This is a genomic window from Sphingomonas sp. GW821-FHT10C01 (genome assembly GCF_059415525.1).
The window spans coordinates 1849496-1862432 of record NZ_JBWKNK010000001.1; the positions used below are offsets into that span (position 1 = coordinate 1849496).

The following is a 12937-nucleotide window of genomic DNA, read 5'->3' on the forward strand; positions in this document are numbered from 1 at the left end:
TGCGCAATCGGTCAGGGTTTCGCGGCGGCGCAAAGTGCGGCATCCCGCGCCGATGCAGACTCAGTTTTTCGAGAGCTTCGACGGCACATCGATCGCATGGCGAGAGATGGGAGAGGGACGGCCCGTGGTGCTGATCCACGGCTATTTCTCGGACGCCAACACCAACTGGATCAAATACGGGACCGCGGCGAAGCTGGTCGCGGCGGGGTTCCGGGTGATCATGCCCGACCTGCGTGCGCATGGCGAAAGTGGCAGGCCACACGATGCTGAGGCCTATCCGCCCGACGCGCTGGCGATGGATGCCGAAGCATTCATCGCCCATCTGGGCCTCACCGACTATGATCTGGGCGGCTATTCGCTGGGCGCGCGGACCAGCGTGCGCGTGCTGGCGCGCGGGATCGCGCCGCGACCGCGCCGCGTGGTGCTGTCGGGACTGGGCGATGAGGGTGTCGTCGATACCGGGCGTCGAGCGGGCTTCTTCCGTCGCGTGCTGACCAACTTCGGCAGCTTCAAGCATGGCGACAAGGAATTCATGTCGCAGGCGTTCCTCAAGACGACCGGCGGCGATCCGGTCGCGCTGCTCGGCATTCTCGACACGTTCGTGGATACGACGGAGGCCGATGTCGCGCGGTTCGACCTGCCGGTGCTGGTCGTCGGCGGCGCGGCGGATGACGAGGTGGGATCGTTCGAGGGATTGGTCGCGATGCTTCCCGATGCCCGCTTCGTCGAGATCCCGGGCAACCATATGAGTGCCGTCACGCGCGCCGAACTGGGCGATGCGATCGTAACATTCTTGACCGCTTGACCCATTCCAAGGGCGGGAGCAGTGTCCGCCGCAATCACAAGACCAAGCCATTAAGAGGGGCCTCATGATCCGCACCGGAATTTCGACGATCGCGCTTGCGATGCTGCTGGCGGCGCCCGCCGTCGCCCAAGAGAAAGCGGCTCCAGCCGCGGGCGCCGCGACGCCGGCGGCTGCCGACGCGTTCCTGAAGCGTGCCGCGAAGGAATATGACGAGTTCTCTCAGGACGATGCGCGGATCCAGTGGCTCTACGCGACCTATATCAACGACGACACCTCCGCGCTGGTGGCCAAGAGCGGGGCCAAGGGCACCGAGATGGCGGTGCGCTTCGCGCTCGAGGCGGCGAAGTATGAGAAGGTGCCAGGCCTGTCGCCCGACACCAAGCGCCAGCTCGACATTCTGCGCAGCGGCATCACCTCGCCCGCGCCGACGCGTGCGGGCGCGGCGACGGCTTTGTCCCAGCTGCAGACCGACATGCAGACCGTCTATGGCACCGGCAAGGGCACGCTGAAGGGCGAGGCGATCAACGGCAGCGACATCGAAGCGGCGATGGGTACCAACCGCAACCCGGCCGAGCTCAAGGAGATGTGGACGAGCTGGCACGACAATGTCGGCGCGCCGCAGCGTGGGGACTATCAGCGTGCCACCGGTCTGCTCAACGAGGGCGCGCGCGAGCTGGGCTTCAAGGATGTCGGCGCGATGTGGCGGTCGAACTACGACATGCCGCCGGAGGAGTTCGCCAAGCTCACCGACAAGCTCTGGAACGAAGTGAAGCCGCTCTATGAGTCGCTGCACACCTATGTCCGCTGGAAGCTCAACGAGAAATATGGCGACGCCGTCCAGCCCAAGACCGGACCGATCCGCGCCGACCTGCTCGGCAATATGTGGGCGCAGGAATGGGGCAACATCTATGACGTCGTCGCGCCGCCGGGATCGGGCGACCTGGGCTATGACGTCACCGACCTGTTGAACGCGAAGAAGTATGACGCGATCAAGATGGTGAAGGCGGGCGAGGGCTTCTACTCGTCGCTGGGCCTGGCGCCGATGCCGGATACCTTCTGGAAGCGCTCGCAGTTCGTGAAGCCGGCCGACCGCGAGGTTCAGTGCCACGCCTCGGCCTGGAATCTCGACAATGTCGACGACCTGCGCATCAAGATGTGCATCAAGGTCAATGGCGACGACTTCACCGTCATCCATCACGAGCTGGGCCATAACTATTACCAGCGCGCCTACAACAAGCTGCCGCTGATCTATCGCAACGGCGCCAATGACGGCTTCCACGAGGCGATCGGCGATTTCGTCGCGCTGTCGATCACGCCGGATTACCTCGTCTCGATCGGCCTGCTCGACGCGGGCAAGGTGCCGAGCGCGGACAAGGATACCGGTCTGCTGCTGCGCCAGGCGATGGACAAGGTCGCGTTCCTGCCGTTCGGCCTGCTGATCGACAAGTGGCGCTGGGGCGTGTTCTCGGGCGGGATCAAGCCGACCGGCTATCAGGGCGCATGGGATGCGCTGCGGCTGCAGTATCAGGGCATCACCCCGCCGGTGAAGCGCGACGAGACCAAGTTCGATCCGGGCGCGAAGTACCACATCCCGGCGAACGTGCCCTACACGCGCTACTTCCTGGCGCGTCTGCTGCAGTTCCAGTTCTACAAGGCGGCGTGCGATCAGGCCGGCTGGAAGGGCCCGCTCCATCGCTGCTCCTTCTATGGCAACAAGGAGGTCGGCACGAAGCTGGACGCGATGTTGGCGATGGGCGCGTCCAAGCCCTGGCCCGATGCCCTCCAAGCCTTCACCGGCAGCCGCGAGATGAGCGGCGCGGCGATGGTCGAGTATTTCGCGCCGCTGAAGGCGTGGCTCGACGAGCAGAACAAGGGCAAGCCGACCGGCTGGTAAGGCGGGTTACTGCCTGAATTGGAAACGGCCGCCGCGGACATCCCGCGGCGGCCGTTGCTATTTCCGGCGGAGGCCGGTCAGGCCTTGCCCTTGCCTTTCGGCTTGGCGTCCGCGGTGTCGGTGGGACCACCGGCACCCTTCTTGACCGCGTAGAAGATTCCGACTGCGGCCGCGCCGATCGCGGCGACGCCGCCGATCACCGATGCGAAGAAGTTGCGGTCACCCATCTGCTCGCGCTTTTCCGCGACGAACTGGACCGGGGCGGACTCGCTGACGCTGTGCGCGGCCGACTGCGCGGCGGCGCTGACCTTGGCGGCCGCGGCCTGCGCGGCGGCGCGAGGGCCAGTGGATGCGGCCTTGGGCTTGGCGGTGGCCTTGGGCTTTGCCGTTGCGGCGGCGGGCTTGCGTGCCGCAGCCTTGCGCCGGGCGGGGGGCGCCTTGGCGGGAGCCTTGGCCGGGGCGGTGGTTTCCGCCTTGGGCGCGGCAGCAGGTTTCGCTGCCTTGGGCTTGGCGGCGGGTTTCTTCGCCGGCGCCTTCTTGGCGGCGGGCTTCTTGGCGGGCGCGGTCTCGGCCCCTTCAGTCGTCGGCTTGGTCGGCGCCTTGGCCATCACGATCCTCCAGTGGTTTCGTGTCTGTAACCACCGTGAAGCAATTCGGTTTCCACGGTCAATGCGGGATGTTTACCGGAAAGTGCGGGGCGATGCCGCCGCCGTTCACCGGAACGGCGGCTCGTTGAACGCGCGCAACTTGCGCGAATGGAGCTTGGCGCCCTCGCGGCGGAGCTGTTCGCACGCCTCGATCCCGATCTTCAGATGCTCGGCGATCGCCCGCTCATAGAAGCGGTTGGCCTGGCCCGGGAGCTTGAGTTCGCCATGGAGCGGCTTGTCCGAGACGCAGAGCAGCGTGCCGTAGGGCACGCGAAAGCGATAGCCCTGCGCGGCTAGGGTCGCGCTCTCCATGTCGACGCCGACCGCGCGGCTGAGTGAAAAGCGCAATGCCGAGCGCGAGAAGCGCAGCTCCCAGTTGCGATCGTCGGTGGTGACGATGGTACCGGTGCGCAGGCGGCGCTTCAGTTCCTCGCCCGACTGGCCCGAGACGACCTCCGCCGCACGCGCGAGCGCCTGCTGCACCTCGGCGATGGCGGGGACGGGGATTTCAGGCGGCAGCACGTCGTCGAGGACATGGTCGTCGCGCAGATAGGCGTGGGCGAGGACATAGTCGCCGATCCGCTGGCTCGGGCGCAGGCCGCCGCAATGGCCGATCATCATCCACGCCTCGGGCCGGAGCACGGCGAGGTGATCGGTGATCGTCTTCGCATTGGACGGGCCGACGCCGATATTGACCAGCGTGATGCCGGTGCCGTCTTCGGCCATCAGATGCCATGCGGGCATCTGGTGCCGGCGCCAGGCGCCGTCGGTCAGCAGCGTCTCGGGATCGTCGCCGGCGCGGATGACGATGCCGCCTGGGCCGGAAACGCCGATGAATCGGCTGTCCTCTCCCGCCTCGTTCGCGCCAAGCTGCGCGCAGGCCCAGCGAACGAATTCATCGACATAGCGATGATAGTTGGTGAACAAGATGTACTGCTGGCTGTGCTCCGACGGGGTGCCGGTATAATGGCGCAGCCGCGCGAGGCTGAAGTCGGTGCGCAACCCGTCGAACAGTGCAAGAGGGCGCGTCTGGTCGAGGCTGATCCAGGTGCCGTCGGCGATCTCGTCACCGATATGCGCCAGTTCGGTCGCGGGGAAGTACCGCGCCAGCTCGAGCGCCGACACCTCGTCGAGCCGCAGCGCGTGGCCGGGATCGATGACATAGGGGAAGGGGATTTCCTGACGCCCGGGGACCGCGGTCACCTCGACATCATAATCCTCGATCAGCAGGGTGAGCTGTTCGATCAGATAATCGGCGAACATCGCGGGCTTGGTCACGCTGATCGCGTAATCGCCCGGAGTGACCAGGCGGCCGAAGCTGCGTGCCGGGGTTGGGCGATCGACCTCGTTGCGATAGCTGACGCGAATTTCGGGATAGGCGAAGCTGCCGTCCTTGCGGCGCGCCGGATCGGGCGGTGTGCCCTGCGTCAGATAGAGAGTAAGGGCGTCCTGAAGGCGGGTGACGGACGCGGTGTAGAGCCGATCCAGTTCGGCTACGATCTTTTCTGCTGTTGTCATCTACCACGGCTAATGCGCCAAGATGACATTAGCAAGACCGGCAAACGCCCGAAATGTGACGCGCGGGGGCGGCCCGCGCGCCCGGATGGCTTACTTGGTCTCTTCTTTCTCGCGCAGCTTGCTGATGCCATAGGCGGCCCCCGCGACTGCGGCAGCGGCGCCCGCGGCGACCGCGGCGGTGGCGGCCGGATGCTTCTTCGCGGTCTCGATTGCGCTGGTCACGGCCTCGCTGACCGCGCCGCGCGCATCGGCGAGGGCGTCTCTCGTGCGGTCGCGCAGCGAATCCTGGGTCCCGATCTCGGGGGTCGTTGGGGCGATTTCGTCGATCATCTCGCGTCTCCTTCCATCGACAGAACCGATTGCGGGCGCGGCGGTTCCCCTCGGACGAGGGGGCCGTCGCGCCCGCGAAACGTTCAGACGATAGTGAAAGCGGTCAGAGATTCTCGAGCAGATGCTCGGCCGAGCTGACCTTGAACTCGCCCGGCGCCTCGACATGCAGCTGCTCGACGACGCCGTCGTTGACCAGCATCGAGAAGCGCTGGCCGCGCGTGCCGAGGCCGAACTTGCTGCCGTCCATTTCCAGACCCACGGCCTTGGCGAATTCACCATTGCCGTCGGCAAGCATCGCGATGTCGCCGGCATCGGCGCTCTTGCCCCATGCACCCATCACGAACGCGTCGTTGACCGCTGTGCAGGCGATTTCGTCGACGCCCTTGGCTTTGAGCTCAGCCGCCTTCTCGACATAGCCGGGCAGGTGACGCGCCGAGCAGGTCGGGGTGAATGCGCCGGGTACCGAGAACAGCGCGACCTTGCGGCCCGCGAAGAAATCGTCCGAGGTGACCTGCTCCGGGCCGTTTTCGGTGGGCTTGACGAAGGTGGTGCTAGGCACGCGATCGCCGATCTGGATGGTCATGCTGGATCTCCTCTCGGACCGCGACATGCGGCCCGCGCCTCAATTGGCCCACGCCGCGACTTTTTCAAGCGTGGCGGAGCCGATCGGCTGCCGATATGTTGAGTGGAGATGGAGTCTTCAGCGTATCTCACCGGCCAGATCCTGCTCGCGCTGCCAGGAATCGGCGATCCGCGGTTCGAACGCGCGGTGATCGCGATGTGCGCGCATGACGAGCATGGCGCGCTGGGGATCGGCATCGGCCAGACCGTGTCGGGGCTGGGCCTTCACGAATTGCTCGAACAGTTCGAGATCGATCCGGGTCAGGCGCCCGATGCGCCGGTGCATTTCGGCGGGCCGGTCGAGCCGCGGCGCGGATTCGTGCTCCACTCGACCGACTGGGGCGGGCAGGACACGGTCGATGTCGCCGGGCGCTGGGCATTGTCGGGGACGATCGACGTGCTGCGCGCCATCGCCGAGGGCAAGGGGCCGGCGCACTGGCTGGTCGCTTTGGGCTATGCCGGCTGGGGTAAAGGTCAGCTTGACGAGGAGATGACCCGCCACGGCTGGTTCAATGTGCCGGGTGCGACCGACCTTCTCTATGATGTCGATGTGTTCAAACGCTGGGAGCAGGGCTTCGCACGGGAAGGTATCGACCCCCGGCTGCTCGCGCCGAGCACGGGCACAGCCTAGCCCGCATAGCGCGCGGCGAGCGTTGTCGCCGCCGCCCGCATCGCGTCGCGCAGTTCTGGTGGTTCCAGCACTTCGACCTCGACCCCGAGCTTGAGCAATTCGCGTGTGGCGTGGTCGATCGTCTCGATCGGGATCGTCGCCTCTACCCAGCCGTCCGTGTCGGGCAATGAGGCGGTGCGGCGCGCCATCTCGATCGCGGCGGCGGCGAGCACGGGCAGCCGCTCCAGCCCGAGCGGTGAGAGGCGGAGCGTGGCGGTGCCTTGATACAGGCTGGCCTCGAACGCGCGGACGCTGGCGGTCCAGTGGGCGGCGAGGTCGAAATCGGCGGGGCGTTCGAAACGCTCGCCGGTCAGGTCGAGCGAACGGATCGCATCGACGCGATAGGTGCGCGGCACCGAGCGACCGGTCGCGACGAGGTACCAGATGCCGCCCTTGAGGACGAGACCGAGCGGGGAGAGCATGCGCTCGGCCGTGGCGCTCCAGCTTTCGTAGCGGACGCGAATACGTTCGCCGCCCCACACGGCGGCGGCAAGTTGTGGCAGGAAGGCGAGGTCGCTCGCCGCGCGATACCAGTCGATCGGGTCGAGGTGAAAGCGCGCGGCGACGCGCGAGGCGTCGGCGCGGCGTGCGGAGGGCAGGGCAGCAAGCAGCTTCAATCGCGCGGCGGCGGTGGATTCACCGAGGCCCAGCTCTGCTGCCGGACCTTCGAGGCCTGAGAGGAACAGCGATTCCGCTTCGGCTGGAGTCATGCCGGTGAGGCGAGTGGTATAGCCTTCGAGCAGCTGGAACCCGCCCTCGCGCCCGCGATCGGCATAGACCGGCACGCCGGATGCGCTCAGATCGTCGATATCGCGGTAGATGGTGCGCACCGACACCTCGAACTCATCGGCGAGCGATTGCGCGGTCATGCGGCCGCGCGCCTGCAGCAACAAGAGAATCGAAACGAGGCGGCTCGCGCGCATTTCGATTCCCTAGCAGATTAAAGCTGACAAAAGGTGTCAGGTTTAGGGGTGCAATAAGCCGGTCACACGCAATCGACCGGAGATCGACGATATGAACACCCCTCATCTCGAAACGCGCCGTGGCGCATTGGTTCAGGCACTGGGTCTCGCCGCGGCTGGTGGACTGCTTGTCCAGGGCTTCCGTGCCGATGCTGCGGAAGGACCGGCGTCCGACTGGGCGTGGCTTGCGGGAAGCTGGAAGGTGCGCCATCGCCGGCTCACGTCGCGGCTGACCGGCAGCACCGAGTGGCAGGAGTTCGACGGCACATGCGTCAATTGGCCGTTGATGGGCGGAGCGGCGAATGTCGACGACAATGTGATCGCGCTGCCAGCGGGCGATTATCACGGCGTCAGCGTGCGCTGCTTCAACCCGGAGACGCGGAAGTGGGGGATCTGGTGGATCGACTCCCGCTTTGCCCGAATGGAGCCGCCCGTCTGGGGCGAGTTCCGGGACGGCGTCGGCACCTTCATGGGGGCTGACTCGCACAAGGGTGTCCCAGTGACGGCACGGTTCCGCTGGTCGGCAATCACCGCGACATCGGCGCATTGGGAGCAGGCCTTCTCCACCGATGGCGGCGAGAGCTGGGAGACCAACTGGCATATGGATTTCACGCGCGTGCCGGCGTGAAATGCGAATGTCGCGGCGCTTGGCGCGGGTGGCATATAAAGATATCTTTATGTTTCATTTGCGCAGGCGCGGCGAATTCGCTAGGGGCGCGGCGATGCCGCCGGGATTCCCGGCGCGATGCTTCACAACCGGAGAACCTGTCGTGGCCACCGTGCTCGAAAAAACCGATTACGTCGTCAAGGATATCTCGCTCGCCGATTTCGGCCGCGCCGAGATGAACATTGCCGAGACCGAAATGCCCGGCCTGATGGCGCTGCGCGCCGAGTTTGGCGCTGCACAACCGCTGAAGGGCGCGCGCATCACCGGCTCGCTGCACATGACGATCCAGACCGCGGTGCTGATCGAGACCCTGACCGCGCTGGGCGCAGAGGTCCGTTGGGCGACCTGCAACATCTTCTCGACCCAGGATCACGCCGCCGCCGCCATCGCCGCGTCGGGCGTGCCGGTGTTCGCGGTGAAGGGCGAGAGCCTGGCCGAATATTGGGACTATGTCGGCGACATCTTCAGCTGGGACGGCGACGTCGAAGGCCAGACCTGCAACATGATCCTCGATGATGGCGGCGACGCCACGATGTTCGCGCTGTGGGGCGCGAAGCTCGAAGCCGGCCACGCCATGCCCGAGCCCGAGAATGAGGAAGAGGTCGAGATGCAGCGCGCGCTGAAGGCGTTCATCGCCAAGCGCCCCGGCTATCTCACCGAGACCGTCAAGGCGATCAAGGGCGTGTCGGAAGAGACCACCACCGGCGTGCATCGCCTGTATGCGATCGCGAAGAAGGGCGAGCTGCCTTTCCCGGCGATCAACGTCAACGACAGCGTCACCAAGTCGAAGTTCGACAACCTCTATGGCTGCAAGGAATCGCTGGTCGACGCGATCCGTCGCGGCACCGACGTGATGCTGGCCGGCAAGGTCGCCTGCGTCGCCGGCTTCGGCGATGTCGGCAAGGGTTCGGCCCAGTCGCTCCGCAACGGCGGCGCGCGCGTCCTGGTCACCGAAATCGATCCGATCTGCGCGCTGCAGGCGGCGATGGAGGGCTTTGAGGTCGTGACGATGGAAGAGGCGGTCGAGCGCGCCGACATCTTCTGCACCGCGACCGGCAATGCCGATGTGATCACCGCGGAGCACATGAAGGGCATGAAGAACATGGCCATCGTGTGCAACATCGGCCACTTCGACAGCGAGATCCAGATCGCCGCCCTGTCGAACTACAAGTGGACCGAAGTGAAGCCGCAGGTCGACCTGGTCGAATTCCCGGACGGCAAGCAGATCATCATCCTGTCGAAGGGCCGCCTGGTGAACTTGGGCAACGCGACCGGCCACCCGTCGTTCGTGATGTCTTCGTCCTTCACCAACCAGGTGCTGGCGCAGATCGAACTGTGGACCAAGGGCGGCGAGTACGCGAACGACGTGTTCGTCCTCCCGAAGCACCTCGACGAGAAGGTCGCCGAGCTGCACCTCGAGAAGCTTGGCGTGAAGCTGACCAAGCTCAGCCAGAAGCAGGCCGACTATATCGGCGTGCCGGTTGAAGGTCCGTTCAAGCCGGATCACTACCGCTACTAAGGTCCGCAACAGTCGACAAAGTGCGACTGTCGAAATGAAGAGGGCGCGTCCGGCACCGGACGCGCCTTTTTTCATGTCTGCTATTTACCAGTTGGGAAGGGGGATGCTGGCACGTGTTGTGCCAACGCAACACTCTGTCCGAAAACGGTAACATAGGGTTGCGCGATGCAACCGGTTGGGCGCATCCAAGACCATTGAGGGCAAATCACAAAAAGGGATCAGGTATGAGTTCGCTCCACTCCCGTAAGGCTGGCTATCGTCTCGCCGCTTCGTTCACCGCGATCGTTCTGGCGGGCGCCGTTCCGGCATTCGCGCAGGACGCGGCGACCGCGGAAGCCGATCCCAGCGAGACCGTGGTGATCACCGGCTCGCGTATCGCGCGCCCCGAACTGGCGCTTCCGAACCCGGTTCAGGTGGTGTCGGGTGAGGCGATCGAGCAGTCGGGCAAGACTAACCTGACCGACTTTCTTGCCGAGACTCCCGCGCTGCTCGGCTCGCAGACGGGCATCAAGGCAGCCGGCTCGGCGCTGCTTGGCGGTTCGCAGAACGTGGGCGTCAACAACCTGAATCTTCGCAATCTGGGCACCGATCGCACGCTGGTGCTGGTCGATGGGCGTCGTCACGTCGCCGGCTACCCAGGTACCGCCGCGGTCGACATCAACACCATTCCCACCGACCTGGTCGAGAAGATCGACATCCTGACCGGCGGCGCTTCGGCGATCTATGGCGCCGACGGCGTTTCGGGCGTGGTCAACTTCGTCCTCAAGAAGGATTTCGACGGCCTGCGGCTGCGCGCGCAGAACGATATTTCGCAGCGCGGCGACGCGGGGGAGCGCTTCATCGCGGTCACCCTCGGCAAGAACTTCGCCGATGGACGCGGCAATATCACCGCTTCCTACGAATTCCAGGAAACCGACCAGTTCAGCCAGCGTCGGCGTCTGAATTATGGTCTGACCGGCCCGTCCTATGCGTTCGTGCGCAACCCGAACGATGGCGCACCCGGCAGCGCGACGGACGATCCCAATGTCCCGGATCGCCTGTTGTTCACCGATCTGCGCTGGGCCGATAGCTCGATGGGTGGCGCGATCGACTTTGACGGCGACGGGGTTCCCGATCGTACCGGCGAAGGCGGCATCTACGACCGTGGTGCCCTGCTTCCAGGCTCCTCGTTCACGCGGGGCGGGTCGAGCACCCCGCGCGAGAGCTATTATGGCGACTATACGCCCTATATCCGCCGCCACATCGCCAACGTCATGGGTCGCTATGAGTTCAGCCCGGCGTTCGAACTCTATGCCGAAGGCAAGTATGTCCGTTCAAAGGCGTTCACGGATTCGCAGCCGACCTATGACTTCCTGACCGAGCTGTTTTCCGACAACGCCTATCTGATCCAGCGTTTCGGTGCGGCCACCGCCGCGAATGGCGCCGTCATGACCCGCGACAATTTCGACTTGGGAATTCGCGGTTCGGCGATGGAGCGCGAGCTGTTCCGGACCGTCGTCGGCGCGAAGGGCGAGCTGGGATCGAACCTGCGCTATGACATCTCCTATGTCTTTGGTCAGTCGACGCAGAGGGCGACCAACCTGAACGACCGTATCACCGAGCGCTATTATGCGGCGCTGGATGCGGTTCGGGACGTCAACGGCAACATCACCTGCCGGATTAACCTGCCTGGCGAAACCACGATCCGTGGCGCGAATTACGGTGGCCAGCCCGTCTACAACGGCGCACCGAAGACCTTCGCGAAGGGCCAGTGCGTTCCGATCAACATGCTCGGCAATGGTTCGCCGTCGCAGGCTGCCCTGGATTTCGTCACGGTCGATCATAGCGACTGGGCCCGTCTTCAGCAGCATGTCGTGTCGGCCGCGATTTCGGGCGATACCGGTTCGTTCTTCAAGCTGCCCGGCGGACCGGTCGGTTTCGCGATCGGCGCGGAATATCGCAAGGAGAAGAGCCATTACATCCCGTCGGATCTGACGCTGAACGGGCAGCTGATGGACAGCTCGCAGTCGCCCGTCAGCAAGGGCAGCTTCGACGTCAAGGAAATCTTCGGCGAGATCAATTTGCCGATCCTGGCCAATATGCCGTTCGCGGAGAATCTGTCGGTCGGCGCCGCGGTCCGTCTGTCGGACTATTCGACGATCGGCACGACGACGACGTGGAACGTCAACGGCAGCTATTCGCCGGTGCGCGACATCACGTTCCGCGGAACCTATTCGGAGGCGGTGCGCGCGCCGAACATCAACGAATTGTTCGCACCGCAGGGCGGCACTTATGAGTTCATCACCGACCCATGCGGTCCGGACCGGCTGGCGGAAGGCACGCAGTACCGCGCAGCCAATTGTAGGGCGGCGCTGACCGCCGCCGGTTTGTCGCCCGCGCAGCAGGCGGCGTTCAACCCCGCGAACGACTTCACCTCGCCGCAGAACAGCAGCCTGCTCGGCCTTCAGGGCGGTAACCCGAACCTGCAGGAAGAAACGGCAAGGACATGGACGGCCGGCGTCGTGCTGCGCCCGTCCTTCATTCCGGGTCTGTCGATCACCGCCGACTGGTATGACATTCGCCTGACCCAGGCGATCCGCTATTCGACCGCTCAGGACATTGTCGATCTGTGCGTCGATCAGCCGACGCTGACCAACGTCTATTGCGGACTGATTTCGCGTGGTTCGAACGGCTATATCAACAACTATTCGATCGTCCCGGCGAACGTCGCCGCGTACGAGACCGCTGGTCTCGACGTCTCGCTCGCCTATCGCTTCACGCCGTTCGAGAATGCCGGAACCTTCAATATCCGGCTGAACGGCAACTATCTGAACAAGCTCACGTTCGTACCTACCCTCGGTGCGGATCCCGAGAACGAAATGGACTCGTCGCTACGCCCCGCGCCGAAGTACACCGCCAATTTCGATCTGACCTGGACCAAGGGGCCGCTGACGCTGAACTACGGGATCAACTGGTTCTCCAAGACCCGCCGCGTCACCCGCGAGCAGGAAGCGGCGAACCCCGATTACGTGCCGGCCGGCTACATCTGGTACAAGGAGAAGTGGGAGCACGAGATGTTTATCGGCTATGATGTCGATGAGCGTTTCAACATCTATGCCGGTGTCAACAACCTGTTCGACACCAAGCCAGATGTGGGCGCCAGCGGCTATCCGATCAGCGCCGTGGGCCGCTCGTTCTTCCTGGGCGTCAAGGCCAAGGTGTTCTGAGCCAAGACGACACCGTGAAATCTGGGGGCCGGACCTGTTCCGGCCCCTTTTTTGTGTCGACCGGGCGCGAGCGCGCTTCTGTTTCGCCGTCCGGGTTT

11 protein-coding genes are annotated in these 12937 nt (G+C 64.8%); 6 read left to right on the plus strand and 5 right to left on the minus strand.

Annotated features, from left to right (window positions below; translation table 11 throughout):
- Positions 1–52: 52 nt before the first annotated feature.
- Together AC07M1_RS08950 and AC07M1_RS08955 are read left to right on the plus strand one after the other, a co-directional pair.
- A complete protein-coding gene (locus AC07M1_RS08950; RefSeq protein ID WP_495162197.1) occupies positions 53–805 on the plus strand; it encodes an alpha/beta fold hydrolase in 753 nt (250 codons plus the stop codon).
- Between the two features lie 64 nt (positions 806–869).
- Positions 870–2699 carry a M2 family metallopeptidase gene (locus AC07M1_RS08955; RefSeq protein WP_495162198.1) on the plus strand — a complete coding sequence of 610 codons (1830 nt, stop codon included), beginning with the start codon at positions 870–872 and terminating at the stop codon, positions 2697–2699.
- 77 nt (positions 2700–2776) lie between these two features.
- On the opposite strand, the gene AC07M1_RS08960 is transcribed toward AC07M1_RS08955, so the two are convergent.
- The 4 genes from AC07M1_RS08960 to AC07M1_RS08975 all read right to left on the minus strand — a co-directional run bounded on the left by AC07M1_RS08960 (position 2777) and on the right by AC07M1_RS08975 (position 5777).
- Complete coding sequence (locus AC07M1_RS08960) at positions 2777–3307, minus strand: hypothetical protein (protein ID WP_495162199.1); 531 nt, start codon at positions 3305–3307, stop codon at positions 2777–2779.
- Positions 3308–3412: 105 nt separating this feature from the next.
- Positions 3413–4864 carry an AMP nucleosidase gene (locus tag AC07M1_RS08965; protein ID WP_495162200.1) on the minus strand — a complete coding sequence of 484 codons (1452 nt, stop codon included), beginning with the start codon at positions 4862–4864 and terminating at the stop codon, positions 3413–3415.
- Between the two features lie 90 nt (positions 4865–4954).
- A complete protein-coding gene (locus AC07M1_RS08970) occupies positions 4955–5194 on the minus strand; it encodes a hypothetical protein (protein ID WP_495162201.1) in 240 nt (79 codons plus the stop codon).
- Positions 5195–5297: 103 nt separating this feature from the next.
- Positions 5298–5777: a peroxiredoxin gene (locus tag AC07M1_RS08975; protein ID WP_495162202.1), complete on the minus strand. Its 480-nt coding sequence runs from the start codon at positions 5775–5777 to the stop codon at positions 5298–5300.
- A 108-nt stretch (positions 5778–5885) separates the two neighbouring features.
- On the opposite strand from AC07M1_RS08975, the gene AC07M1_RS08980 reads away from it, so the two are divergent.
- Positions 5886–6446 (plus strand): YqgE/AlgH family protein, encoded by a 561-nt coding sequence (locus AC07M1_RS08980; RefSeq protein ID WP_495162203.1) that lies wholly within the window; start codon positions 5886–5888, stop codon positions 6444–6446.
- Here the strand turns inward: AC07M1_RS08980 and AC07M1_RS08985 are convergent.
- The gene (locus AC07M1_RS08985) at positions 6443–7408 is read right to left on the minus strand and encodes a helix-turn-helix transcriptional regulator (RefSeq protein WP_495162204.1); all 966 of its coding nucleotides are present in this window, start codon (positions 7406–7408) and stop codon (positions 6443–6445) included. The genes AC07M1_RS08980 and AC07M1_RS08985 overlap by 4 nt on opposite strands.
- A gap of 91 nt (positions 7409–7499) precedes the next feature.
- Here AC07M1_RS08985 and AC07M1_RS08990 point away from each other — a divergent pair, with 91 nt between their 5' ends.
- The 3 genes from AC07M1_RS08990 (at position 7500) to AC07M1_RS09000 (ending at position 12839) form a co-directional block, all read left to right on the plus strand.
- Complete coding sequence (locus AC07M1_RS08990; RefSeq protein ID WP_495162205.1) at positions 7500–8075, plus strand: DUF1579 domain-containing protein; 576 nt, start codon at positions 7500–7502, stop codon at positions 8073–8075.
- A gap of 142 nt (positions 8076–8217) precedes the next feature.
- Positions 8218–9633, plus strand: coding sequence for an adenosylhomocysteinase (gene ahcY / locus AC07M1_RS08995; RefSeq protein WP_495162206.1), 1416 nt, complete (start codon positions 8218–8220; stop codon positions 9631–9633).
- A gap of 224 nt (positions 9634–9857) precedes the next feature.
- Complete coding sequence (locus AC07M1_RS09000) at positions 9858–12839, plus strand: TonB-dependent receptor plug domain-containing protein (protein WP_495162207.1); 2982 nt, start codon at positions 9858–9860, stop codon at positions 12837–12839.
- Positions 12840–12937 lie beyond the last annotated feature (98 nt).

What these genes read in the sequence shown, in the direction of transcription:
- AC07M1_RS08950 (WP_495162197.1), top strand. Translation starts at nt 53, where the DNA reads ATGCAGACTCAGTTTTTCGAGAGCTTCGACGGCACATCGATCGCATGG.
- AC07M1_RS08955 (WP_495162198.1), top strand. Translation starts at nt 870, where the DNA reads ATGATCCGCACCGGAATTTCGACGATCGCGCTTGCGATGCTGCTGGCG.
- AC07M1_RS08960 (WP_495162199.1), bottom strand. Translation starts at nt 3,307, where the DNA reads ATGGCCAAGGCGCCGACCAAGCCGACGACTGAAGGGGCCGAGACCGCG.
- AC07M1_RS08965 (WP_495162200.1), bottom strand. Translation starts at nt 4,864, where the DNA reads ATGACAACAGCAGAAAAGATCGTAGCCGAACTGGATCGGCTCTACACC.
- AC07M1_RS08970 (WP_495162201.1), bottom strand. Translation starts at nt 5,194, where the DNA reads ATGATCGACGAAATCGCCCCAACGACCCCCGAGATCGGGACCCAGGAT.
- AC07M1_RS08975 (WP_495162202.1), bottom strand. Translation starts at nt 5,777, where the DNA reads ATGACCATCCAGATCGGCGATCGCGTGCCTAGCACCACCTTCGTCAAG.
- AC07M1_RS08980 (WP_495162203.1), top strand. Translation starts at nt 5,886, where the DNA reads ATGGAGTCTTCAGCGTATCTCACCGGCCAGATCCTGCTCGCGCTGCCA.
- AC07M1_RS08985 (WP_495162204.1), bottom strand. Translation starts at nt 7,408, where the DNA reads ATGCGCGCGAGCCGCCTCGTTTCGATTCTCTTGTTGCTGCAGGCGCGC.
- AC07M1_RS08990 (WP_495162205.1), top strand. Translation starts at nt 7,500, where the DNA reads ATGAACACCCCTCATCTCGAAACGCGCCGTGGCGCATTGGTTCAGGCA.
- AC07M1_RS09000 (WP_495162207.1), top strand. Translation starts at nt 9,858, where the DNA reads ATGAGTTCGCTCCACTCCCGTAAGGCTGGCTATCGTCTCGCCGCTTCG.